Below are 23,945 nucleotides of genomic sequence, written 5' to 3'. Positions count from 1 at the left end.
GCATGGATGCCACGCAGACGCCTCCGGGCGAGTGCCCGCAGTGCTGGCAGCACGCCCACGACCGCAGCGCACACCGCCGCCTCGGCCCGCGCGAGGACTGCCCGCAGTGCGTGGACCACATGATCAACGGCTGCCCCAACATCGTGCCCAAGAAGAAGTCGAGCTGGTGGTGACACCCGCCCCCGCCACGTGAACCACCCGCCGGGACGGCCCTCGCCCGTCCCGGCCCCCTCACCCTTCCCGCATGCCCTAACCCGCCCCCGCCATTGGGGTGTTGAGGAGACTTCCGCATGTCCGAGAACGTCGTTCACCTGCACAAGAACACCGACCCGCCCGCCGAACCGGCCCCCGCCACCGTGACCACGCTGACCGTGGTCCCCGCCCCGGCACCGCCCGCGCCCGCACCGCTGTGGGTGCGCTCCGGGCGCGCCGTCCAGCACGCGGTCACGCACGAGACCACCAAGACCGCCGCCCGCACCGTCGCCCGCCACAGCCTCTACGTCGTGGGCGGGGCACGGCTCGTGGGCCGCCGCGCGTGGGACGGCCGCACCGCCGCCCGCTACGAGCGCTACATGCGCACGGCGGAAGCCGCGGGGAACATGGAGCTGGCCGCTGAGTGGGAGGAGCGCGGGCAGCACTTCCGCGACGCCCGGCACCGCCGCCGCATGGACCTGCTCCACTCCCCGCTGGACGCGGCCAAGGGCGTGGCCGTGGGCACCGGGATGGGCATCGGCGCGCTGGTCGCCCTCGGGATCGTCATGGCCATCGCGAACAAGGACGTCAAAGACGTCGTCACCCCGATCCAGGCCGTCATCGAGTTCATCAACCTGCTGATCACCATCGTTCAGGTCGTGTGGGGCCCCGCCGTCACCCTGGGCCCGTTCCTCGCCCTGCTCGCGCTGTGGGCCGTCGGCAGCAAGCAGCAGGCCGCACCGCAGTGGGCTCTTCCCGCGACCGTCCGCAACGGCGAGGGTGAGCCGATCACCCCGTCCATCGTGGTCAAGGCCCTGCGCGACCTGGGGGTGCCGGCGCTGCGCAACGCCATCAAGGAAATGGGCGATGCCGGCGCGTCCATGCTCGGTCCGATCCGGATCGCCGGATGCGGGGTCGAGGTCGACGTCACGCTGCCCTCGGGGGTGTCGACGATCGAGGTGCAGAACCGTCGGCGCAAGCTCGCTGAGAACCTGACCCGGCACGAGCACGAGGTGTTCATCACGATCCCGCAGGCTGCGCGCACGGTGCGGCTGTGGATCGCCGATTCGGGTGCGCTGGACGAGCCGATCGGCCCGTCTCCGCTGGTCACGGACAAGGCCATCACCGCCGACTACGCCAAGGGTCGCGCGCCGTGGGGTCAGGACCTGCGCGGCGACACGGCGGCGCTGAGCCTGTATCAGCGCCACCTGCTCATCACGGGACTGTCCAACCAGGGCAAGACCGCCGCCCTGCGCTCGCTGGCGCTGTGGGCGTCGCTGGATCGGCGGGTTGAGTTCCGGATCGCCGACCTCAAGGGCGCGGGCGACTGGGCCATGTTCGACGGTCTGGCCACCGTGCTGATCCAGGGGCCGACCGATGAGCACGTGATCGAGGCGACTGAGATGGTCGAGGGGCTGGTCGAGGAGATGAACCGCCGGATAGCGGAGCGTCAGGCCGACCCGACCGTGGTGTTCGACCCGCTGATCGGCATCGTCGACGAAGCGCAGGTGGCGTTCATGTGCCCGGCCGTGGACGACGAGAAGCGCCCGTACGGCGGGTCCAAGGCCACGTCCCGCTACTACATGGCCGTGCGCAAGGTTCACAACCAGGGCCGTGTGGTCGACGTGCTCATGTACGAGGGGACGCAGGACCCCACCGACCAGAACCTTCCCAAGCTGGTCCGCGAGGGCGCGCACACCCGCGCCTCGCTCGCCCTGGGCACCGAGGCGCAGGCCGTCATGGCGCTGGGGGAGAAGGCGGTCAACGGCGGTGCGGCCCCGCACCTGCTGAGGCAGGGGCTCGACAAGGGGACCCTGGTGGTCGCGTCCGACGGCATCGAGATTCCGGCTGGGCAGGCGTCCATCACCGTGCGCACGCACTTCATCGGCGACGACGACGCCAAGGCCATCACCGCCCGCGCCAAGGCCCTGCGCGACGGCGTCACGACCCTGCACGCGGTGAAGCGGGGCGAGGAGCGCGACCCGCTCGCCGACATCGCCGCCGCCATCGGCAACGTCGAGCGTCCCTTCACCCAGGACGTCCTCAAGCGGCTCAGCACGCTGAACGAGGACGCCTACGGCGGGTGGACCAACGGCGACCTCAAGCGCGTGCTGGAGGCCAACGGAGTCGAGCCGTACAAGTCCCACGGCCGCATGGTCGTGCGCCGCGAAGACGTCACCCGCGCCCTCGCCGACCGCGACGCCGAAGGTTCCGCTTCCGCCTCCCGGTAGCGGGGAGGCAAGCCCTCCCGCCCCGGGGAGGCGGGGAGAACTCCCCAACCCCCTCCCCGGGCCACCTCCCCCACGGTGATCAGCGAAAACACCGTTTCGGGGAGGCGGGGAGGCACCCCAGGCCAGACCCCGAAAACCCCTCTCAGAGCGCCCCCGGCAGGGGGTGTCCCTGCCTCCCCAACCGAGCATCGGAAGGGATTCCGCATGTATCCCGAGCACATCCCCAACACGCCCGCCTTACGGGCCCCGGAAGTCCACCAGCCCACCCCTCTCACCCCCACCGCGCCGTACGCGGCACCGCTCGTTCCCGTCCAGCCGCACGGCGTGCCGACGGTCGCGAGCGTGGTCCTCCCGGACGGCCGCGTCGTCACCGGCTACGCCGTCAGCCCCACGCAGCCCGAACCGGTCGCCTCCCGGCCGGCCGTGTCCCGGACGGCGGTGAACGTCGCCCTCGGAGGCGTCGGATTCCTCGCCGTGTGCGGCGGACTGCTGCTGCTCACCGCGTTCATCACCGCGCTGACCGCGCTGGTCACCCAGCTCGTCATCCTCGCCGCCGTCGTCTTCGGCGGATGGATCGCCGTGCAGATCTTCAGCGGACGCGGCCACGGCGAGGGCGGGACGACGGTCAACATCCGCAAGGCCGTCATCAAGCGCAACAAGTTCTACGGCTGACAGGGAGACCAACACCCGTGCTCCGACTGCGAATCCGGCTGATCGGCTGGCCGCGCCGCGCGCTGGTCCTGACCGACACGCCCCGCCCCGACTGCCCGCACTGCGAGGGCGAGGGCGGCACCGCGTACGACTACGGCCACCCCGAGACCGGCGAGTACGAGGGGACCGAGTGGGACCCCTGTACCTGCTGGAACGAGGAGCGCCGCCTCACGCTGCTGCCCCTGCCCGGTCGGCCCCGGTGGCTGCGCTGGCGCGTCCTCAACTCGTGGGGCCCCAGCCGCTACAGCGACGAACCGCCCTTCTGACCCCGAGAGGAACCCCTGTGTTCGAGATCAGGATCATCTGCGACCCCGCCGACTCCGACCGCATCACCGACGTCCTGGAGACCGCGTTCAAAGCCGGACGGGTCACCGTCTTCGCCACCGCCGACGGCAAGCGCCAGCGCCTCTACCTCGACGCCGATCACGCTGACGTGTGGCCCGACCCCGAGCAGGCCTACGCCAACGCCCCGAGCATCCACAGCGAACTGGACTGGGTCGCCCGCACCCTCGGCACTGCCGAGTGCTACACCGCGCTGAAGCGGGAGTACTACCTCCGCAAGGCCGCCGTCCTCGACCGCATCGCGCTCACGGACGGGGCCGACCACCGGGACGACGACACCGCCCATGTGGCCGCGAAGTTCCTGGTCGAGCTGGACGACGCGCACGCGGACTGCGAGCCGCGCGCCTACGTCCGTCAGCAGTACGCCCTCTGGGCCACGAACAGCCAGTAGCTATGCCAAGGGCGGCCCCCGCCTCTCGCCAAAGAATCCGGGGCCGCCCTTGCCAACCAGCCAGCAACTGACCTGTTGGAGGTCATCAAGCATGCAGCAACCCACCCTCTTGCGACGAGTGCGCGACCGACGGCCGCGCCTGCTGGACACCGCGCTCATGCTGGCCGGGCACGGCATCCCGCCCTTGCCCCTGCGCGCGGGGAAGCTGCCGTTCGGCAACTGCCCGGCCTGCACCGGCAACGCGTGCGGCGGCCGGCCGAACATGAAGACCCCCGGCACCTGCGCCTGCCCGCACCCGTGCCACGGCTGGGCCGCCGCCACCACCGACCCCCACACCCTCACCTCCCCGCCGTGGGCGTCCGCATGGCACAGGGCCGCCGCCGTCGCCTACCACCCGGGCGGTGCCGGCGTCACCGTCGTCGACCTCGACAACGAGACGGCCGTCGCCTGGGCCCGCGCGACGCTGCCCGCCACTCGTACGGTGCCGACGACCCGGGGCGAACACTGGATCTACCAGGGCGTCGTGCGGTCCGTGAACGCCGTCCGTGACGGCGTCGACATCAAGTCGACGATGGCCTATGCCCGGTGGCTGGGTCCCGGCACCGGCACCATGACCGCGCTGCCGGACGTCGTGCGCGCGCTGGCCGTGAAGGAACCGCCCATGGTCCGGTCGGCACCGCAGGTCGTCACCGTGTCCGCCCTGGCCGGGGGCGGGGAGTGCCGGCACCGCACACCGGCCTATCTGGACCGGGGGATCGCCATGGCAGAGCAGCGGATCACCGCCGCGTCCAGCGCGGTGCACGCCACGGTCTATCGGACGTTCCTCGCCGTGCTGTCCGCTCATGGCCGGTGCGGTTGCCTCACCGACGCCCACACCGCGCGGCTGTTCACCGCCGCGCAGGCCAAGGGCGAATCGCCCCGGCACTGCGCCGACGCGTGGACCAACGCCCGCACCACGTTGGGACTGTGACCATGTCCGAGGACGAGAAGAACCCCGCCCGCGAAATCATCGTCGACTACGCGCAGGCGCACTTCCGGTACTTCCGCACCGCCGACGGGACCGTGTACGCGCAGCGCAACGGCCACCCCGTGGCACGCCCGATGCGCTCACAGGGCACGACGGGCAGCCACCGCCAGGAACTCATCGTCGGCATGTACAGGGACGGGGTCGGCGTGTTCAACGGGACCGCGCTCAAGGAGGCGCTGGACTTGATCGAAGCGCTCGCACTGTACGAGGACACGCACGCCGTGAACATCCGCGTGGCCCCCGGATTCGACGGGGCGACATGGCTGGACCTGGGACGCGACGACGGACAGTCCGTCCGCATCCACCCTTCCGGCTGGGACATCCTCACCCCCGACCCGCGCGAAGTCTGCTGGCGACGCACTCAACTCACCGGGGAACTGCCCCTGCCCGTCAAGGACACCGACGGCAAGGGCATCGACCTCCTGCTCAGGCTCTGCAACTTCGCCAACGCCGAAACGGAGTGCCTGGCCATCGCGTGGCTCATCGGCTGCCTCGGGCCGTCCGCGCCGGTCCCCGCGCCATTCCTCACCGGCCCGCAGGGCGCGGGCAAGTCCACCGGCGGACGCATGCTCTTGCGGATCATCGAAGGCATGAGCGGCGACCTGCGCCGCGCCCCCAAGGACGAAGAGAACCTCATCGCGGCCGTGGCCGCCGGATGGGTCACCGCGCTGGACAACCTCTCCCACATGACGCCGGACCTGTCCGACGCCATGTGCTGCATCGTCACCGGAGCCGAGAGCGTCAAGCGCGCCCTGTTCACCGACGGGGACGTCTTCCGCGTCGGCTACCGCCGCCCCCTGCTCCTGACCGGCATCGACGTCGGCGTCATCCGGCCCGACCTCGCCGAGCGTCTCCTGCCGCTGCGGTTGGAACGGCCCCGCGTCCGGCGCACCGAGGCCGAACTGTGGGCGGACTACGCGGAGGTTCTGCCCATCGTCCTCGGATCGCTCCTGGACCTCACAGTCAAGGTCCGCGCGGTTGAGGCAGAGACACCCACCGACCTGCGGATGGCCGACTTCGCCCACCTGTGCGCGCAGCTCGACGCGGCAACCGGTCTGGGAGCTCTCGCCGCCTACCGGGCGAGTCTGGACGACCTGAACGACGACGTCATCGAGGGCGACTTGCTGGCACAGGCCGTCCTCAGGCACGCCGCAGACATCGAACCGGGCGCAGGGCAGCAGATGACCTCCACCGAGTGGCTGCACTGCCTCAGCCGCCTCTACAGCGGCGAGGACTTCCGCCCCCTGCCCAAAGGGTGGCCGACCACCGGCAAAGTCCTCTCCGACCGCCTCAAGCGCCTCCAGCCGACCCTGGCCGCCCGGGGCGTCCTCATCGACTCCGGCCGCACCAGAGAGGGCCGCTACATCGAGATGACCCGCTCGCCCGCTCTGCCCCCGCACGAGCAGCAGGCGTTCTGACCGGCACCGCCCCCGACCGCACAAGCAAGAGGAGCACCAGCACGCCGGGCGTGCTCCTCTTGCTGTTCGGCGGCAGCGCCGCCCTGCGATGAACGCGCCGCGAGCGGCTCCTTCTTCACGCTCTGAGGCGCACTGCACCACCACAGACACCCCCCTTTTTTTTCCTAAGTAGGAAGCGCTGCGTCACCTGCGTCACGAGGGCCCGGCAAACGGCGGGTGACCTGGGCATACGGCCGTGACGCAGACGACCGTCGGCTGCGTCACGCCGCGTCACCTGCGTCACGGGTGACGGACGGCCTGCGTCACCGGTGACGCACCCCCAACGCTCTGCGTCACCCAAAACCCGCAGGTCAGAAGCCTGAATGACGCAGATGACGCGGTGACGCAGAAATCCGCACCTCGGACAGACCGCCCCCGGAGGAGCCCCGCATGACCACCGCCATGCCCCCGAGCCCGCAGGCGCTCAAGGTCCCCGAGGTCATGACCGCCCTGCGCCTCAGCCGCAGCAAGGTCTACGACCTGATCCGCTCCAAGGAACTCCCGAGCTACACGTCTGGCCGCGCCCGCCGCATCCCGGTGGAGGCCGTCAGCGAGTACATGCAGGACCGACTTGAGGAGAACGCCGCCTGATGGCACCCCGCAAGAAGAACCCCAACGGTGCCGGCAGCATCTGGCAGCGCAAGGACGGACGCTTCGAAGCACGCGCCTACGTCCCGCAGCCCGACGGCACCCGCAAGCGCAAGGCGGTTTATGGCTCCACCTGGGAGGAGTGCGACGAGAAGCGGCAGGAACTCGTGCGGCGCGACCGCCAGGGGATACCGACGCCGTCCCGGTCCGCCAAGCTCTCCGAGTGGCTGCCGTACTGGCTGGAGGAGTACGTCCGGCCCAACCGGAAGCGGACGACGTACGTGAAGTACGAGATGCACGCGCGGCTCTACCTCGTACCGCTGCTGGGCAGTCGGCGGCTGGAGTCGCTCACCACGGCGAACGTGCGGCAGATGATCACGAAGGTAACCGCGCAGTCTTCGGCCGCGACCGCGAAGGAAGCGCACCGGGTCCTGCGCACGGCCATCACCGCCGCGTGCCGTGACGAACTGATCAGCCGCAACGTCGTCCAACTCGTCCCCGCGCCCCGGGTCGAGCGGCGCGAGCTGCACCCCTGGTCGCTGGACGAGACGCTGACGTTCCTGGAGGCCGCCCGGACCGATCCGCTCTACACGGCGTTCGTCCTCGCGATCGCCCTCGGTCTGCGGCGCGGCGAGATCCTCGGCTTGCAGTGGAGGGACGTCGACCTTGACCGGCGCACCCTCACGGTCCGGACCACGCTCAACCGGGGCGGCAAGGAGCTCTATCTCGACACGACCAAGAACCGGCGGTCGCGCGTGATCCCCATTCCGCTGATGTGCGTGGCACCCATCCGGTGGCAGCGCCTACGGCAAGCCCACCGTCGGACGACGGCCGGCGCGGACTGGCACGAGAGCGATCACGTGTTCACGACCCGCAGCGGTCGGCCGATCGAACCCCGGAACCTCTACCGGTCGTTCCTCAGGATCTCTGAGTGCGCAGATCTGCCGAAGGTGCGCCTGCACGACACCCGCCACGGCTGCGCGTCCCTGCTCTTCGCGGCCGGCGTCCCGCCCCGCACCGTCATGGAGATCCTCGGGCACTCGCAGATCGCGGTGACCATGAACGTCTACACGCACGTGAGCGACGACCACCGGCGGGAGGCCATGGGCCATATGGATCGTCTGCTCAAACGGCGTCGCTGAGCGGGACTGCCGTCAAGTACTGCCGTCAACGCCCTCACCGTTGATCATGGTGAGGGCGTTGACGCTGGTAGATCGCAGGGCCCCCTGTCGGATTCGAACCGACGACCTTCGCTTTACAAGAGCGGTGCTCTACCAGCTGAGCTAAGGAGGCGTGCGCGCGCGTGGTTCACGTACGTGCCCGTGCAGTGTACCCAGGTCACCGGAGCGCCCTGTCGAAAATTTCCGCGAAGTTCACATGCCTCCAGGTACTGACAGATCCCGCGAACGCGAGGTAGCGTCCTGAGCCAGTTCACTCGTGTGGACTACACCACCACCTTCCTACAACGGATCGTCCGGCACGTTCCTGCCGGTAGAAGGGGGCCTCAGAGCCATGGCCACTGTCACTTTCGACAAGGCGACCCGGATCTACCCGGGTTCCACCAAGCCCGCCGTCGACGCACTCGAGATCGACATCGCGGACGGCGAGTTCCTCGTCCTGGTCGGCCCGTCCGGTTGCGGCAAGTCCACCTCGCTCCGCATGCTCGCGGGGCTCGAGGACGTCAACGGCGGCGCCATCCGCATCGGCGACCGCGACGTCACGCACCTGCCGCCGAAGGACCGGGACATCGCCATGGTGTTCCAGAACTACGCGCTCTACCCGCACATGTCGGTCGCCGACAACATGGGCTTCGCGCTCAAGATCGCCGGCGTCAACAAGGCGGAGATCCGGCAGAAGGTCGAGGAGGCCGCGAAGATCCTCGACCTCACCGAGTACCTCGACCGCAAGCCGAAGGCCCTCTCGGGCGGTCAGCGCCAGCGTGTCGCGATGGGCCGCGCCATCGTGCGTGAGCCGCAGGTCTTCCTCATGGACGAGCCGCTGTCCAACCTGGACGCCAAGCTCCGTGTGTCGACCCGTACGCAGATCGCCTCGCTGCAGCGCCGTCTCGGCATCACCACCGTGTACGTGACCCACGACCAGGTCGAGGCCCTGACCATGGGCGACCGGGTGGCGGTCCTCAAGGACGGTCTGCTCCAGCAGGTCGACACCCCGCGCAACATGTACGACCGGCCCGCCAACCTCTTCGTGGCCGGCTTCATCGGCTCCCCGGCGATGAACCTCGTCGAGGTGCCGATCGCCGACGGCGGCGTGAAGTTCGGCAACTCGGTGGTGCCGGTGCAGCGTGACGCGCTCTCCGCCGCCACCGACAAGACGGTCACGGTCGGTGTCCGCCCCGAGCACTTCGACGTGGCCACCGAGGAGGAGAAGGGCCTCGCGGTCGTCGTGAACGTGGTCGAGGAGCTCGGCTCCGACGCCTTCGTCTACGGCACCGCCCAGGTCGGCAGCGAGACCAAGGACCTCGTGGTCCGCGTCGGCGGCCGTGACGTCCCGGAGAAGGGCAGCACGCTGCACGTCGTCCCGCGCGCGGGCGAGACCCACGTGTTCTCGACGTCGACGGGCGAGCGCCTCTCCGACTGACGTCGTCGCCGAAGACGTCGCCGAAGACGTCAGCGACGCAGGATTGAACCCGGGTGATTCACCCAGGTTGACGAAAAGGGCCCCGCAGCCTGCTGCGAGGCCCTTTTCCGTACCCGCAGAATCCCCGCACAGCGGACATTTCGACAGGCACCCGTCAACCCCTTACCCAAAAAGGAGCACTCCTTCATCCCCCGTCCGGGTGACTAAATGTCGCCAAATCATTACTGCACGCTACCCTCTCACGCGTGAAGCACTCCGCGAACCACTCCACCACCCAGCGCACGCGCCGCGGCCAGGGCGGCCCAGCCCGCCGGATCGGCCGCTCGCTCGCCCTCGTCCTGCCCGTCGTCATGGTGCTCTCCGGGACCCTCGCGGTCACCCGGGTCAACTGGTCGGGGGACCCCTCGGATTCGGTGCTCACCGCCTCCGACGTCTCCGCCGCGCACCAGTCCTCGCACAGCGCCGCCAAGGCCCCGCAGGACGTGCTGCGCGACCAGCTGCTGACCGAGCTCCAGGAGAAGGACCCGGGCGTCGCCCTGACCCACCTCCAGGCCGCGGTCAACGGCAAGCCGTCGCTGGCCAGGCACTGCTCCTCCATCGCCCGCGCCCTCGGCCGTGCGGCGGTCCGCGCGTACGGCCCCTCACGCGCCCAGTCCTTCTCCCGCCCGGTCTGCGACACAGCCTTCGCCTCCGGCGTCCTGGCGGCCCAGGGCTGAACAACCCGGCCCCCACGGGCCACACAGCCCACGCGGCCCCCTCCCCGGGGGGCCGCTCACCGGGGCCTCCGCGCAGCGCGACAGCCGCCCGCCAGGGCAGCAGTCCGCCGGGGCAGCAGACCGCCGGGGCAGCAGACCGTCGGGACGGCCGTCCCGTCGGGCGGTCGGCCCGTCCGGGATCCCCTCGTCGGGGGACCCGCGCGGCCCGGAACCCGTGCCCCGTACAGTGCGGGCATGACCGATCCGCGTGCCGCGTCCCGCCCCACTCAAGCCGTCATCCTGGCCGGTGGCCAGGGGTCACGGCTGCGTCCGTACACCGACGACCGGCCCAAGCCGATGGTCGAGATCCCCGGTACGGGGACGCCGATCATCGGCCATCAGCTCGGCTGGCTCGCCGAGGAGGGCGTCACCGACGTCGTCGTCTCCTGCGGCCATCTCGCCGAGGTCCTGCAGGACTGGCTGAAGTCGGCCGAGCTGCCCCTCGAGGTCACCACCGTCGTGGAGACCGAGCCCCTGGGCCGCGGCGGCGGCCTGAAGTACGCCGCCGCCCATCTGCCCCACCCCGACCGGCCCTGGTACGCCACCAACGGCGACATCTGGACCCGCTTCTCGCTGCGCGAGATGGCCGACTTCCACACCGAGCGCGACGCCATAGCGACCCTCGCGCTGGCGCGTCCGCGCATTCCGTGGGGGGCCGTGCAGACCGACGGGTTCGGTCACATCACGGACTTCATCGAGGCCCCGCCCACCACCTACGAGATCAACGCGGGCGTGTACGTCTTCTCGCCCGAGTTCGCGGGGCTGCTGCCCGCCCGCGGCGACCACGAGCGGACGACGTTCCCGCATCTGGCCCGTGAGCTGCGACTGGCCGGCTATCCGCTCCCGCAGGGGGCGTACTGGCGCGCCATCGACACCGCGAAGGACCTCACCGAGGCCGCGAAGGAGCTGGCGGCCCTGGGCCGCTGACGACACCACGACCCGACGGACGGGCACGACACGACAGACGGGGGTGCCGCGCGGACCAGCCGCGCGGCACCCCCGTCTGCTCGGAGACGTGCTGCGCCCTACCCGAGCAACCCGCCCACCAGCCCCGGCCGGCCCGGGGACGACGATCCGCCGCCGTCCGAACCACTGGTCGAGCCGCCGCCACCGGAGCTGCTCGTCGAGCCGCCCGACGCGGGGCCGGAACTGGTCGCCGGGGCCTCCTCCACCGGAGCGGACTGCTCGGGCGGGGCCTGGCCCGCGGTGCCCTGGGTCTGGCTGGGCGCGCCGGCGTCCTCCGTCTCGGCCGAGTCCCGCTCCTCGGCGGGCTCGCTGTCCGCGCCGGCCGTCGGGGCCGCCGAGGTGGCGCCCTGGGTCGGCGAGGTGGCGGCGTCCGGCGTCCGGGACGCCGTGTGCGTGCCGGACTTCTCCGGGAGCGGCGAGCCGGGCAGTTCGTTGCGCGGAGGCTCGCCCGGGCCGGGCACGACCACCCGGTCCGCGTCGCGCACGGCGCCGCCGAGCAGCGAGCCGACCAGCAGCGTCAGACCGACGACGATCGCGGTGACGAGCGCGCCGCGGCGCAGGACGTAACGGCGCAGCTCCCACAGGTCGGAGCGCGGTCCGAGTCGGCGCCAGGCGCCGGCGGCGAGACGGCCGTCGACCGAGTAGACGGGGGCGCCGGCGATGATCAGCGGCGACCAGGCGGCGAGGTAGATGATGTCGGGGGTGTCGTAGACCGGGACGGTCTTCCAGCTGACGGTGACGATGAGCGCGGCCGAGAGCCCGGCGCCGACCACCGCGGCGACCCGCTGCCAGCAGCCCAGGACCGTGAGCACGCCCACGACGACCTGCAGGAAGGCGATGACGAGGCCGGAGCCGACGGGGTGGTGCAGGGCGAACTGGCGCAGCGGCTCGGCGACTTCCCACGGGTGCAGGGTGTTCAGCCACTTCACCATGGAGCCGCGCTTGCCGCCGTCGAAGTAGACGGGGTCGCACAGCTTGCCCATGCCGGCGTAGATGGAGATGAAGCCGAGGAAGATGCGCAGCGGGAGCAGGACCACGCCGAGGTTCATCCGGCGGCCCGGATAGTAGGCGTGCCGGGCGGGGTCCTCGCTCTGCCGGCGGCTGCGCGGGGCTTCGTCCGCGCCGCTGTGCGGACCGCCGTCCGCCTCGCCGAAGTCCTCGAACTGGGCGTCGTCGTAGGCGGGTTCGTCGTAGGCGCTGCCGACGGTGCGCATGTTCGGCAGCAGGCGGTTCTCGCCGGCGGCGGGGGCGCGCTGCGCGCCGACGATGGGGGTTTCGAGGGTCTGCGCGGCGAGGCCGCCGTCGTAACCCCTGTCGTCGACGTCGACGCGGGGGATGACCTGGGTGGCTCCGGCGTCGGCCACGGGCGGTTCGCCGTGGCCGACACTGCCTGCCCGCACGGCCTGCAGCAGCCGGTGGGCGCCGGTGTCGTCCGGGGCGGACTTGCCGCTCCAGACGACGGCCCGCCGACGGCCCCCCGGAGCGGCGCCCGCTGCGCCCCCTCTGCCCGCCGCCCCGACGACGGGGATGCGCGTGGTGTCATCGATGGCGCTCACGTGCCGGGCGATCCGCGGGGATTGGTTACGCCGCGCCGACGCGTTCAACTGCACGCGGAAGCTCGCGTGACTGACGATGATCTGCGCCGGATCGCTCGGCACCTTCACCATGCTCAGCGCGGGAGCGTCATCGAATCCGGATCCGGCATCGAATCCCGACGAGCGGCCCCCCGTGGGTGTGCGGGGTGTTCTGGTGTCCACACTCATCTAACCGAGTGACGTGTGTTTAGGACACTGCTTTGACCCGCCAGATCTGTCCGGACTCCGTCAAGGTTGCCCTACCCGCCCGGATTAGCCCATTCGGGTGAGCTTCCGCATGCGTGTTCAGGCCGTTCAGGCTGTTCAGACCCCGAGCCGAGCCGCCGACCGGCCTCAGACCCGCCGACGAGCCGCCTCGTACAGCACGATCCCCGCCGCCACACCGGCGTTGAGCGATTCCGCCCCGCCCGGCATCGGGATCCGCACCCGGTGGTCGCAGGTCTCGCCCACCAGTCGCGACAGGCCCTTGCCCTCGCTGCCCACGACGATGACCACCGGGCCGTCCAGCGCCGCCAGTTCACCGACCTCGGACTCGCCGTCGGCGGCCAGGCCGACGACCACGATGCCGGCCTTCTTGTAGGCCTCCAGGGCCCGGGTCAGGTTGGTCGCGCGGGCGACCGGGGTGCGGGCGGCCGTACCGGCGGACGTCTTCCACGCGCCGGCCGTCATACCGGCCGCACGACGCTCGGGGACGACGACGCCGTGGCCGCCGAACGCGGAGACGGAGCGGACGACGGCGCCCAGGTTGCGCGGGTCGGTCACCCCGTCGAGGGCCACGATCAGCGGGTCCTCGCCGTTGTCGTAGGCCGCTGCGGCCAGGTCCTCGGGGTGCGCGTACTCGTACGGCGGGACCTGAAGGACCAGGCCCTGGTGGTTGAGGCCGTTGGTCATCCGGTCCAGCTCGGGACGCGGGGCCTCCATGAGGTGGATGCCGCCGCGCTCACCGGCGAGCTGGAGCGCCTCGCGCACCCGCTCGTCGTTGTCGATGAACTGCTGGACGTAGAGCATCGTCGCGGGGACGCCGCCGCGCAGCGCCTCGACGACCGGGTTGCGGCCGACGACCATCTCGGACGTGCCCTTGCCGCCCCGCCCGCGCGGCGCGGGCCGACGCACGGCCTGCTTCGCCTTCGAGGTGGCGAGGCGGTTCTTCTTGTGACCCTTGCGCATCTCGGCGGGCGGGGTCGGTCCCTTGCCCTCCAGGCCTCGGCGCCGCTGGCCGCCACTGCCGACCTGCGCGCCCTTCTTGCCGGACATGCGGCGGTTGTTGGCTGCCATGAGTGACTCGTCTCCGTGAGCTTCGTACGTACGTGTGTGGTGCAGTCGTCTGCTGTCGTCTGCCGTCGTCTTATGCAGTGTGCCGCCCGGACGGCCGGGCGGCACAGTCGATCAAGGTCGGGACCTAACGCGGACCCAGCGTCCAGCGCGGGCCCTGCGGGCCGTCCTCGATGGTCAGGCCGGACTGGGTGAGCTGGTCGCGGATGGCGTCCGCGGTCGCCCAGTCCTTGCGCCCGCGGGCCGACTCGCGCTGGTCGAGAACGAGCCGTACGAGGCTGTCGACCACGCCGTGCAGGTCCTCGCCCCGGCTCTCCTCGCCGGCCCAGTGCGCGTCGAGCGGGTCCAGACCGAGGACGCCGAGCATGGCGCGGACCTCGGCGAGCCGGGCCACGGCGGCTTCCTTGTCGTCGGCGGCGAGGGCCGAGTTCCCCTGCCGGACCGTCGTGTGCACGATGGCCAGCGCCTGCGGGACGCCCAGGTCGTCGTCCATCGCCTCGGCGAAGGCCGGCGGCACCTCGGCGGCCGGCTCGACGACTCCCCCGGCCTTCTCGACGACGCGCTGCACGAAGCCCTCGATCCGCGCGAACGCCGACTCGGCCTCGCGCAGCGACTCCTCGCTGTACTCGATCATCGAGCGGTAGTGCGGGGTGCCCAGGTAGTAGCGGAGCACGATCGGACGCCACTGCTTGACCATCTCGGAGACCAGGACGGAGTTCCCGAGGGACTTCGACATCTTCTCGCCGCTCATGGTGACCCAGGCGTTGTGCACCCAGTACCGCGCGAACTCGTCGCCGTAGGCCTTGGCCTGGGCGATCTCGTTCTCGTGGTGCGGGAAGATCAGGTCGAGGCCGCCGCCGTGGATGTCGAAGGCGGAGCCCAGGTACTTGTGCGCCATCGCCGAGCACTCCAGGTGCCAGCCCGGACGCCCACGGCCCCACGGCGTCTCCCAGTCGGGCTCGCCCGGCTTGGTCGCCTTCCACATCGCGAAGTCACGCGGGTCGCGCTTGCCGGTGATGCCCTCCTCGGGCGGCTGGCGCAGGTCGTCCAGGTCCTGGTTGGACAGTTCGAGATAGCCCGGGAAGGAGCGCACGTCGAAGTAGACGCTGCCGTCGGCCTCGTAGGCGTGACCGCGCTCGATCAGACCGCGCATCATCTCGATCATCTCGGGGACGTGCCCGGTGGCGCGCGGCTCGTAGGTCGGCGGGAGGCAACCGAGGGCCTGGTAGCCGTCGTTGAACGCCCGCTCGTTGTCGTAGCCGATGGACCACCAGGGGCGGCCCTGGTCGTGCGACTTGGCGATGATCTTGTCGTCGATGTCGGTGACGTTGCGGATGAACGTGACGTCGTAGCCGCGGTAGGCGAACCAGCGGCGCATGATGTCGAAGTTCAGCCCCGACCGGATGTGCCCGATGTGCGGGGCCGCCTGCACGGTGGCGCCACAGAGGTAGATCGAGACACAACCCGGCAGCAGCGGGGCGAAGTCACGGATCTGCCGGGCACTGGTGTCGTACAGGCGAATAGTCACCACTCCAGGGTAGTGGGCGTCGGACAGTGCCCCGAGCCCCTTCCCCCCACGGCCACACATTCGTGACATGCCCCCGCACGGGCGGGACGGGGGCACGGGTCGCACGGCTCGCACGGCTCGCGTCGGTGGAGCACCCGGGTTCAGCCCGTGCGGGCCACCAACGCCGTGGCGATCGCCATGAGTCCCTCGTCCCGGCCCGGGAAACCCAGCCCGTCCGTCGTCGCGCCCGAGACCGACACCGGGGCGCCCGCCGCCTCCGACAGGATCCGCTGCGCCTCGTCGCGGCGCTTGCCGATCTTGGGGCGGGGGCCGACGACCTGCACGGCGATGTTGCCGATGACGAAACCGGCCGCGCGGACGATCCGGGCCGCCTCCGTGAGCAGCGTGACGCCCGACGCACCGGACCACTCGGGGCGCCCGGTGCCGAAGTGCTGCCCCAGGTCACCGAGTCCGGCGGCGGAGAAGAGCGCGTTGCAGGCGGCGTGCGCGACGACGTCCGCGTCGGAGTGCCCGGCCAGACCGGGGCCCTGCCCTTCCCACTTCAGGCCCGCGCACCACAGCTCGCGGCCCTCCTCGAAGGCGTGGATGTCGGTGCCGATGCCGACCCTCGGCAACATGGGCTCAGAAGCCATCGTTGAGCCTCCTGCGCGCCAGGACCGCCTCCGCGAGGACCAGGTCGAGGGGGCGGGTGACCTTGAAGGCCTCCTCGTGACCGGGGACGACGACGACCGTCAGGCCGAGCTGCTCCACCATGCTGGCGTCGTCGGTGACGTTGTCCGTGACCGTCTCATGGGCGCGGATCAGCGTGGCCCGGTCGAAACCCTGCGGGGTCTGCACGGCACGCAGCCGGGCCCGCTCGGGGGTGGCCACGACCGGCTCGGGGTCGCCGGCGGTCGCGGCCGGTTCGACCTCCTTGACGGTGTCCGCGAGCGGCAGCGCCGGGACGACGGCCGGGGCGCCGTCGCGGACGGCCTCGATGACGGCGTCCACCGTGTCCACGGGGACCAGCGGCCGGGCCGCGTCGTGCACCAGCACGATGTCGTGGCCGGGCGGCAGCGCGTCCAGGCCCAGCTTCACGGACTCCTGGCGGGTGTCGCCGCCGGGGACGACCAGGAAGTCGGTGCGCTCGGGCAGCGCGTGCGCGTCCAGCAGCGACTTCACCTCGGCCGTGCCGTCCGGCGGGGCCACGACGACCACCAGGGACACGGCACGGGAGGCCGCGAGGGCGCGCACCGCGTGGATCAGCATGGGCGTGCCGCTCAGCGCGCGGAGCGCTTTGGGGGCGCCCGGACCGAGGCGGACACCCCGGCCGGCGGCCGGAATCACCGCGGCCGTGCGGGCGGACGCCGGGGAAGGACGTGAATCGTCAGACATCGGTTCCTGTCAGGTTTGTGTGCTCGGCCTACGTGGGTATGGCCTGGGAAGTGCCGGGCGCGACGCCTTGACCGGACCCTTCCGTGACGCACCGGTCGAGGCAGCAGCCCGGGCCCGGCACAGCAGTACAGGGACCAGTATCGCCAGTATCGGGATCACCGGTTATCGCGGGATCACCGGTATCGGGCGGGATCACCGGTATCGGGGGAGCACCTTCGCCGCAGCAGGGCGCACGGCGGTGAGCGAGCACGAACATGCCGCAGCGCCCGGCGACGGGAAATACGTCATCGGGCACCGCGGCATTCAGTGTTCTTCGGTGTGCTGAGGCCGGTCTCGGGCCGACTTCAGGACGCGAGAACCTCGTCGAGCAGGGCTTCTGCCTTGTCCTCGTTGGTGTTCTCCGCGAGAGCGAGCTCGCTCACCAGGATCTGGCGGGCCTTGGCGAGCATGCGCTTCTCACCGGCGGAGAGTCCGCGCTCGCGCTCACGACGCCACAGGTCACGCACGACTTCCGCGACTTTGATGACATCGCCGGAGGCGAGCTTCTCCAGATTTGCCTTGTAACGACGCGACCAGTTCGTGGGCTCCTCGGCGTACGGCGCACGCAGCACCTCGAAGACCCGGTCCAGCCCGTCCTGACCGACCACATCACGCACGCCGACGAACTCCGCATTGTCCGCTGGCACACGTACCGTCAGGTCGCCCTGGGCGACCTTCAGCACCAAGTAGGTCTTGTCCACGCCTTTGATCTGGCGAGTTTCGATGGCCTCGATCAGCGCGGCCCCGTGATGGGGATAGACCACGGTGTCGCCAACCTTGAACGTCATGTGACAGGTACCCCTTCCGTGGCTATCCAGGGTAACACGGAAACTGCGGGTTCTGAATGGCGTTTTCGCAGGTCAGGGCATATCTCGGGGCTTGACAACTCTAACAGGAACGTGCTGCGCAGGGTCCGTGGAAGCAGGTATTCGCAGGTCGGAGCGGCTCTCCGAGGGGGGTGAAACGCGTACGTTACACACATCCGGAGCCCCGCCCGAACGGCCGAACGTCCGCATATGTCCACTTCCAGGTGTGCGACTTCCGGTACTCCGTTCGGTGCGCATGGCCGGATACGAGTCGTTTCCGGAATTGATCATCGACTGTTCGACCAGGCCCGTGATCAATTCCGTGGGTGATCTCGTATTCCTTCACGGAAAATCCGTGAGCGGACGTCGAGCGCGCTTATGTGAATGGCGTACCGGAGGGAAGAGGGACGGAAGACGACAGGTGAAGCCGATGTGACTCGTGGGTCACTTGTGGTGGTCGGGGCGGGGGGTGCCGAAGAGCGGCCGACGCGTCCGTCGGGGCCCGGGATCCCTCTAGAGGCGGGTCGGGTGCGGCGGCGCGCGAACGGCTCGGTAACCTGAGGCCGCTGACAGACCCTTAGAGCGGCTTTATCAACAGAAAAGCCGCCCGTGCGTTCAAGGAGTTGCCGCCGCCGTGAGCAGCAGCCTTCGACGCGGCGCCTTCGCCGCTTCCGCCATCGCGTTCTCGATCGCCTCGCTCGCCGGCTGCGCGGCCGGCAACGACTCCCAGACCCTGGAGATCAAGCCGGACAACGCCGCTACCAGTGTCGGCGACATCAAGCTGCAGAACGTCCTCGTCATCACCCAGCCCGACATGGAGTCGACCGGGCCCGCCGCGATCTCGGCGACCGTCTTCAACACCGGCGACCACGCCCAGACGCTGGAGTCCATCAGCGTCGACGGCGTCGACAAGTCCGCCGAGCTCAAGCCCGCCACGGGCAACGGCAAGCTGACCGTCCCGGCCGGCGGCTCGGTCGTCATCGGCGGCGCGGACAACGCCTCCGCGGTCCTGGAGAGCAGCAGCGAGGCCGTCCAGGACGGCAATGCGCAGAAGGTCACCTTCACCTTCAGCGACACCGGCGAGGTCAGCCTGCGCGCCTTCGTCGTCCCCGCCGAGAGCTACTTCTCCAAGTGGGGTCCGACCGCGATTCCGACCGCGTCGCAGAGCGCTGCGGAGGGCACCTCCGAATCGCCGTCCGCGACCACGTCGGAGTCCCCGGCGGCAGGCGGCGAGGGCGACTCGGCCTCCCCGTCCGACACGGCCTCCCCCAGCTCCTCGGACACGGCGGCGGCCGGCCACTGAGCCGTATGACCGCATGACCGTATGCGTGAGGGGCGGCACCCTGCCCACAGGGTGCCGCCCCTCACGCACGTTCTCCGACCGATCCGGTCACGGCTTACGGCTCGAACTTGTAGCCCAGGCCGCGGACCGTCACCAGGTAGCGGGGCGCTCCAGGGTCAGGCTCGATCTTGGCGCGGAGGCGCTTGACGTGGACGTCCAGGGTCTTGGTGTCGCCCACGTAGTCGGCGCCCCAGACCCGGTCGATGAGCTGCATGCGGGTCAGGACGCGGCCCGCGTTGCGCAGCAGCATCTCCAGGAGGTCGAACTCCTTGAGGGGGAGGTCGACCTTGGAGCCGGAGACGGTGACGACGTGACGGTCGACGTCCATGCGGACGGGGCCGGCCTCCAGGGCCGCCGGGGTCACCTCCTCCGGCTCGCCGCGGCGGCGCAGGACGGCCCGGATGCGGGCGACCAGCTCGCGGGAGGAGAAGGGCTTGGTGACGTAGTCGTCGGCTCCTATCTCCAGCCCGACGACCTTGTCGATCTCGCTGTCCTTGGCGGTCACCATGATCACGGGAACATTGGAGCGGCCGCGCAGCTGACGGCACACCTCCGTGCCGGGCAGACCCGGCAGCATCAGGTCGAGGAGGACGAGATCGGCGCCGTTGCGCTCGAACTCGTCCAGTCCGTCGGGCCCCGTGGTCGCGATGGCGACCTCGAAGCCCTCCTTGCGGAGCATGTACGACAGGGCGTCGGAGAAGGACTCCTCGTCCTCGACGACGAGCACTCGGGTCACGGATGGACCTCCGGGGCGGAAAGCGTCTGGTACGCGGTCGGATCGGGGGAAGAGGCGCGGGGTGATGCCTGGGATGAGGGATGAGGAGAGGAGTGGGTGACCTCGTCGATGTCGCCGGCGTCCTCGACGTCGACCTCGTCCGGGTCCGGATGCTGCTGCGCGCGGTCGCGGGCCGGGGCCGCCTCCGGCAGTCGCAGGGTGAATGTGGAGCCCTGGTTCTCGGCGCTCCACACCGTGACCTCCCCGCCGTGCGAGGCGGCCACGTGCTTGACGATCGCCAGCCCGAGGCCGGTGCCTCCGGTGGCCCGGGAGCGGGCGGGGTCGACGCGGTAGAAGCGCTCGAAGATGCGCTCCTTGTCCTTGTCGGAGATGCCGATGCCCTGGTCGGTCACGGCGATCTCGATCAGATCCCCGCCCGGTGCGCCGATCCTGCGTGCGGCTATGCCGACGCGGGTGCGGGCGGGCGAGTAGTTGACGGCGTTCTCGACCAGGTTGCCGAGGGCCGCGGCCAGCTGGCCCCGGTTGCCCCAGACGCGCAGGTCGGCGGTGCCGGCGGCGGCCATGGTGATCTGTTTGGTCCCCGCCTGGTGCCGGCAGCGGTCGACGGCCTCGGCGACGAGTTCGTCGATGCCGACCGGTTCGGCGTCCTCGAGGGGATCGTCGTTCTGGACCCTCGACAGGTCGATGAGCTCCTGGACCAGGCTGGTCAGCCGGGTGGCCTCGATCTGCATACGGCCGGCGAACCGCTCCACCGCCTCCGGATCGTCCGAGGCGTCCATGACGGCCTCGGAGAGGAGGGAGAGCGCGCCGACCGGCGTCTTCAGCTCATGGCTGACGTTCGCCACGAAGTCCCGCCGGACCGCCTCGATACGCCGGGCCTCGGTGAGGTCCTCGACCAGGAGCAGCACGAGCCGGGAGCCCAGCGGGGCCACTCTGGCGGACACGGCGAGGGCCTCGCCGCGCCCGGTTCCGCGCCGGGGAAGGTCCAGCTCTACCTGGCGTATCTCGCCGTCCCGCCTGGTGTCCCGGGCCATCTTGAGCATGGGCTCGACGCTGAGCCGGCCGCCGCGCACCAGCCCGAGGGCGTACGCGGCTGAGCTGGCCTTGACGACGGCGTCTGCCTCGTCGAGCACGACGGCGGAGGAGCGAAGCACGGAGAGGACGGTGTCCACACCCGGCGGAAGCACCGGGTCCGTGTGCAGGGAGGTGCGCGTGGGGCGCTTCTGCTCCCGCTCGCTCCAGCGGAACGCCAGCATGGCGATGACACCGGTGAGCACCCCGGCGATCGCTGCCGCTGCGGCGACCGCCGCGTTCACGTCCATGCACCCAGGTTAGGCATGGCATCCGTCTTGGCCACAGCCATCGAGGTGCGAGCTCGAACACTCGTCGCCCAGAGTTCACCTTGGAGCCAGTGGTGGTTCATTTGAGGTGCCGGAAATCGACGCGTACGGGGCGGAGCGTGGGACCGTGGGGTTCGCAGCACCGGTGACAAGGCCGGTCAGCACCGGTCCGACGGCTGGTTCCGACCTGGTTCCGCGGCTGGTTCCGGCCCCCGGAAGCGAACCCGAAGCCGAACCCGAAGCCGATAGCCGAACCCCAAGAACGACGTACGAGAGGGAACCCTGATGCGGGACGCGTACCACGAGGAACTGGACTCGATCGGCGACAGCCTGGTGGAGATGGCCCGGTTGGTCGGGTCGGCCATCGGACGCGCCACGACGGCCATTCTCGACGCCGATCTGAAGCTGGCCGAGAGCGTCATCGAGGCCGACAAGAAGGTCGACGAGCTGCAGCACGACCTGGAGGCCCGCGCGATAGCGCTGCTCGCGCGGCAGCAGCCGGTGGCGACCGACCTGCGGATAGTCGTCACATCGCTGCGGATGTCGGCGGACCTGGAGCGCTCGGGCGACCTCGCCCAGCATGTGGCGAAGCTGGCGCGGCTGCGCTTCCCGAACCGCACGATCCCCCACGACCTGCACGCCACGATCCTGGAGATGGGCCAGCTCGCGCAGCGCCTGATGGCGAAGGCCGCGGAGTGCATCATCACCAAGGACGTCGACCTGGCGCTCCAGCTGGAGGCCGACGACGACGCCATGGACCTGCTGCACCGCACGCTCTTCCAGCACCTGATCGACGACCGCTGGAAGCACGGCATCGAGACGGCCGTCGACGTCACCCTGCTGGGCCGCTACTACGAGCGGTTCGCCGACCACGCGGTGGCCGTCGCCAAGCGCGTGGTCTTCCTGGTCACGGGCGAGCACGCGGACGAGCTCCAGCCCGACATCCAGCCGGACATCCAGGCTCCGGCGGGGACGGGGACGGCGGCCGAGGGGGCCTGAACCCTCTTCGGGGGGTGTGCGCGAGCCACTGTGCGCCGTTGATGCGCCCAGCGGAACGGGCATGGAATGGGCACAGGCCCTACGCCTCCGGGAGGAACCCATGGCCGAGTCCCCCATCGCTCCCACCCCCGACCCCACGCAGGAACGCCCGACCGAGCAGCCCGCCGAGATCAGGAACCTGACCCTGATCGCCGCGTGCGGCTGTGGATCCGGGTGCGGCTGCGGATGTCAGTCGGGCGGCCCCTGCCAGTGCGGCTGAGGCCGCACGAAGCGAACGTACGAGGCTGAAAGGGCCCCGGTGCCGATCACGGCACCGGGGCCTTCGTCATGCCTGGTCGCCATGCCAGTTCACTCTTGACCGCAATGTACTTTGCGTTGCAGAGTTAATGCGGCCGAGGCGATCAACAGGGGCGATCAACAGGGGGCACAGCATGGGCGAACCGGCGACATCCGCAGCCGCAGCCGCAGCCGCAGCCGGATCCGCAACCACAACCGCAACCGCAACCGCAACCGCCGCAGGACTGCTGGCGACCGCGGAAGGTCTGCGGGCCAGAACCCGTACGCAGCTGAACGGCGCATGGGTACCCCTCCTCGGCTTCGGCCTCCTGGCGCTCGCGGCCGCTCCGGTCGCCCGGTACGCCTTCAACTTCGGGGCACACGGGCGCAACGTCGCCTCCTACCCGGACTTCGCCTACGCCGAGCTGACCGGCCTGTGCGTGGTCCACGAACCGGGAACCCCCTGTCTGGAGGGCGAGTTCGACGGCGCGGCGCTGCGGTTCACGGCCTGGGGCGTGTGGTTCGCGCTGCTCCCGCTGGCCTGGTTCGTCTTCGCCCGCTGGTACCGCCTGCGCGGCGAGAGTCGCGGCATCGTCCCGCGCCGCCGCGGCTGGACCGGCGTCACCGCCGTGGCCACGGCGGGTGTCCTGGCGGCCTTGCTGCTGTTCCTGTTCGGCAGGAACCGACCGTTGCAGGTCGACCTGCTGAGCAACAGCTACGCCTCCCCCTGGTATCTGGTCGGCGTCGGACTCCTCGCCCTCGGCGTGGCCGAACGCAGCTGGGTCGCCACGACCGCCGGCGCCGTCCACGCCCTCCTGCTCACCGGTTACCTCGGCGCGTCCTGGGGCAGCGGATGGCTGCCCTGGCTGCACCCGGCCGACCCCGGCTGGACCGACGGACCGCAGGCCAAGGCACTCCTGCTGGCCGCCGTCCTGCTGGTGGCCGGCCTGGCCGAGTGGACGCTCGTCCGCCGTCGGACGGCGCCGGCGGGTACGGTCACCGCATGAGCGTCGAGGAGCCGATCGCCGTGCGGGACGGCCATGAGGAGCCCCACCCGACCCAGGCGCTGGACGACACCGTCCACCAGCGCGTACGGCTCGGCATCCTCACCGTCGCCCGCGAGGCCGACCGGGTCGAGTTCGGCTTCCTGAAACAGCAGCTGGCCGTCACCGACGGAAACCTCTCCCGGCACCTGAAGGTCCTGGAGGAGTCCGGCCTCGTCACGATCGAGAAGGGCTACGCCGGCCGCCGCCCCCGCACCTGGATCTCCCTCACCCGCGAGGGCGCCCAGGCCCTGGAAGCGGAGCTGCGGGCCCTGCGTGCGCTGGTGCAACGGCTGGAAGGTCGCTGAGCTGGCGCCGCGGTGACGGGCCCGGGTCG

General features: G+C 70.6%; 25 protein-coding genes and 1 tRNA gene. 17 read left to right on the top strand and 9 right to left on the bottom strand.

Annotation, left to right across the window (positions count from 1 at the left end):
* The first annotated feature begins 2 nt into the window (after window positions 1-2).
* The 9 genes from ACWD4O_RS14730 to ACWD4O_RS14690 all read left to right on the top strand — a co-directional run bounded on the left by ACWD4O_RS14730 (window position 3) and on the right by ACWD4O_RS14690 (window position 8,081).
* A complete protein-coding gene (locus ACWD4O_RS14730; RefSeq protein ID WP_451280066.1) occupies window positions 3-173 on the top strand; it encodes a pRL2-8 in 171 nt (56 codons plus the stop codon).
* 117 nt (window positions 174-290) lie between these two features.
* Complete coding sequence (locus ACWD4O_RS14725; protein ID WP_451280065.1) at window positions 291-2,423, top strand: ATP-binding protein; 2,133 nt, start codon at window positions 291-293, stop codon at window positions 2,421-2,423.
* Window positions 2,424-2,627: 204 nt separating this feature from the next.
* Complete coding sequence (locus ACWD4O_RS14720; protein ID WP_451280064.1) at window positions 2,628-3,095, top strand: hypothetical protein; 468 nt, start codon at window positions 2,628-2,630, stop codon at window positions 3,093-3,095.
* Window positions 3,096-3,112: 17 nt separating this feature from the next.
* The gene (locus tag ACWD4O_RS14715; protein WP_451280063.1) at window positions 3,113-3,400 is read left to right on the top strand and encodes a hypothetical protein; all 288 of its coding nucleotides are present in this window, start codon (window positions 3,113-3,115) and stop codon (window positions 3,398-3,400) included.
* Window positions 3,401-3,417: 17 nt separating this feature from the next.
* Entirely contained in the window at window positions 3,418-3,867 is a 450-nt protein-coding gene (locus tag ACWD4O_RS14710) for a hypothetical protein (protein ID WP_451280062.1), read from the top strand.
* A 91-nt stretch (window positions 3,868-3,958) separates the two neighbouring features.
* On the top strand, window positions 3,959-4,837 hold the full coding sequence (locus ACWD4O_RS14705; protein ID WP_451280061.1) for a bifunctional DNA primase/polymerase: 879 nt from the start codon (window positions 3,959-3,961) through the stop codon (window positions 4,835-4,837).
* A 2-nt stretch (window positions 4,838-4,839) separates the two neighbouring features.
* On the top strand, window positions 4,840-6,312 hold the full coding sequence (locus ACWD4O_RS14700) for an ATP-binding protein (protein WP_451280313.1): 1,473 nt from the start codon (window positions 4,840-4,842) through the stop codon (window positions 6,310-6,312).
* 429 nt (window positions 6,313-6,741) lie between these two features.
* The gene (locus ACWD4O_RS14695) at window positions 6,742-6,942 is read left to right on the top strand and encodes a helix-turn-helix domain-containing protein (protein WP_451280060.1); all 201 of its coding nucleotides are present in this window, start codon (window positions 6,742-6,744) and stop codon (window positions 6,940-6,942) included.
* Window positions 6,942-8,081: a site-specific integrase gene (locus tag ACWD4O_RS14690; RefSeq protein WP_451280059.1), complete on the top strand. Its 1,140-nt coding sequence runs from the start codon at window positions 6,942-6,944 to the stop codon at window positions 8,079-8,081. The genes ACWD4O_RS14695 and ACWD4O_RS14690 overlap by 1 nt, the downstream gene beginning before the upstream one ends.
* 78 nt (window positions 8,082-8,159) lie before the next feature.
* Here ACWD4O_RS14690 and ACWD4O_RS14685 read toward each other — a convergent pair.
* Window positions 8,160-8,232: transfer RNA gene (locus ACWD4O_RS14685), tRNA-Thr, on the bottom strand.
* A gap of 219 nt (window positions 8,233-8,451) precedes the next feature.
* Here ACWD4O_RS14685 and ACWD4O_RS14680 point away from each other — a divergent pair.
* From ACWD4O_RS14680 to ACWD4O_RS14670, 3 genes are all read left to right on the top strand, one after another.
* Entirely contained in the window at window positions 8,452-9,537 is a 1,086-nt protein-coding gene (locus ACWD4O_RS14680; RefSeq protein ID WP_451280058.1) for an ABC transporter ATP-binding protein, read from the top strand.
* Window positions 9,538-9,782: 245 nt separating this feature from the next.
* Window positions 9,783-10,253 (top strand): hypothetical protein, encoded by a 471-nt coding sequence (locus tag ACWD4O_RS14675; RefSeq protein WP_451280057.1) that lies wholly within the window; start codon window positions 9,783-9,785, stop codon window positions 10,251-10,253.
* Window positions 10,254-10,487: 234 nt separating this feature from the next.
* Window positions 10,488-11,219: a nucleotidyltransferase family protein gene (locus ACWD4O_RS14670; protein WP_358803652.1), complete on the top strand. Its 732-nt coding sequence runs from the start codon at window positions 10,488-10,490 to the stop codon at window positions 11,217-11,219.
* 98 nt (window positions 11,220-11,317) lie between these two features.
* On the opposite strand, the gene ACWD4O_RS14665 is transcribed toward ACWD4O_RS14670, so the two are convergent.
* The 6 genes from ACWD4O_RS14665 to ACWD4O_RS14640 form a co-directional block, all read right to left on the bottom strand.
* Entirely contained in the window at window positions 11,318-13,021 is a 1,704-nt protein-coding gene (locus tag ACWD4O_RS14665; protein ID WP_451280056.1) for a DoxX family membrane protein, read from the bottom strand.
* A 165-nt stretch (window positions 13,022-13,186) separates the two neighbouring features.
* Complete coding sequence (rlmB, locus tag ACWD4O_RS14660; protein ID WP_451280055.1) at window positions 13,187-14,128, bottom strand: 23S rRNA (guanosine(2251)-2'-O)-methyltransferase RlmB; 942 nt, start codon at window positions 14,126-14,128, stop codon at window positions 13,187-13,189.
* 124 nt (window positions 14,129-14,252) lie between these two features.
* On the bottom strand, window positions 14,253-15,653 hold the full coding sequence (gene cysS, locus ACWD4O_RS14655) for a cysteine--tRNA ligase (protein ID WP_358803654.1): 1,401 nt from the start codon (window positions 15,651-15,653) through the stop codon (window positions 14,253-14,255).
* Window positions 15,654-15,793: 140 nt separating this feature from the next.
* Window positions 15,794-16,285 carry a 2-C-methyl-D-erythritol 2,4-cyclodiphosphate synthase gene (ispF, locus tag ACWD4O_RS14650; protein WP_451280054.1) on the bottom strand — a complete coding sequence of 164 codons (492 nt, stop codon included), beginning with the start codon at window positions 16,283-16,285 and terminating at the stop codon, window positions 15,794-15,796.
* Window positions 16,275-17,027 carry a 2-C-methyl-D-erythritol 4-phosphate cytidylyltransferase gene (gene ispD, locus ACWD4O_RS14645; RefSeq protein WP_451280053.1) on the bottom strand — a complete coding sequence of 251 codons (753 nt, stop codon included), beginning with the start codon at window positions 17,025-17,027 and terminating at the stop codon, window positions 16,275-16,277. The genes ispF and ispD overlap by 11 nt, the downstream gene beginning before the upstream one ends.
* A 344-nt stretch (window positions 17,028-17,371) precedes the next feature.
* Window positions 17,372-17,854: a CarD family transcriptional regulator gene (locus ACWD4O_RS14640; protein ID WP_003953493.1), complete on the bottom strand. Its 483-nt coding sequence runs from the start codon at window positions 17,852-17,854 to the stop codon at window positions 17,372-17,374.
* Between the two features lie 652 nt (window positions 17,855-18,506).
* On the opposite strand from ACWD4O_RS14640, the gene ACWD4O_RS14635 reads away from it, so the two are divergent.
* Window positions 18,507-19,175, top strand: coding sequence for a DUF461 domain-containing protein (locus ACWD4O_RS14635; RefSeq protein ID WP_451280052.1), 669 nt, complete (start codon window positions 18,507-18,509; stop codon window positions 19,173-19,175).
* A 94-nt stretch (window positions 19,176-19,269) separates the two neighbouring features.
* Here the strand turns inward: ACWD4O_RS14635 and ACWD4O_RS14630 are convergent, their stop codons facing one another.
* Window positions 19,270-19,950 carry a response regulator transcription factor gene (locus ACWD4O_RS14630; RefSeq protein WP_009340348.1) on the bottom strand — a complete coding sequence of 227 codons (681 nt, stop codon included), beginning with the start codon at window positions 19,948-19,950 and terminating at the stop codon, window positions 19,270-19,272.
* Entirely contained in the window at window positions 19,947-21,272 is a 1,326-nt protein-coding gene (locus ACWD4O_RS14625) for a sensor histidine kinase (RefSeq protein WP_451280051.1), read from the bottom strand. Before ACWD4O_RS14625 ends, ACWD4O_RS14630 begins: the two co-directional genes overlap by 4 nt.
* Window positions 21,273-21,575: 303 nt before the next feature.
* Between ACWD4O_RS14625 and phoU the strand changes: the two genes are divergently transcribed.
* From phoU to ACWD4O_RS14605, 4 genes are all read left to right on the top strand, one after another.
* Window positions 21,576-22,289 carry a phosphate signaling complex protein PhoU gene (phoU, locus tag ACWD4O_RS14620; protein WP_451280050.1) on the top strand — a complete coding sequence of 238 codons (714 nt, stop codon included), beginning with the start codon at window positions 21,576-21,578 and terminating at the stop codon, window positions 22,287-22,289.
* Between the two features lie 100 nt (window positions 22,290-22,389).
* Window positions 22,390-22,548, top strand: a complete 159-nt coding sequence (locus tag ACWD4O_RS14615) for a hypothetical protein (protein WP_450948406.1) — start codon at window positions 22,390-22,392, stop codon at window positions 22,546-22,548.
* Between the two features lie 172 nt (window positions 22,549-22,720).
* The gene (locus ACWD4O_RS14610; RefSeq protein WP_451280049.1) at window positions 22,721-23,572 is read left to right on the top strand and encodes a hypothetical protein; all 852 of its coding nucleotides are present in this window, start codon (window positions 22,721-22,723) and stop codon (window positions 23,570-23,572) included.
* A complete protein-coding gene (locus tag ACWD4O_RS14605; protein ID WP_451280048.1) occupies window positions 23,569-23,916 on the top strand; it encodes a winged helix-turn-helix domain-containing protein in 348 nt (115 codons plus the stop codon). The genes ACWD4O_RS14610 and ACWD4O_RS14605 overlap by 4 nt, the downstream gene beginning before the upstream one ends.
* Window positions 23,917-23,945 lie beyond the last annotated feature (29 nt).

The sequence above is a fragment of the Streptomyces sp. NPDC002623 genome (genome assembly GCF_053592635.1).
The sequence above is the reverse complement of the archived record's forward strand: the minus strand, read 5'-3'. Positions and strand labels throughout refer to the sequence as shown.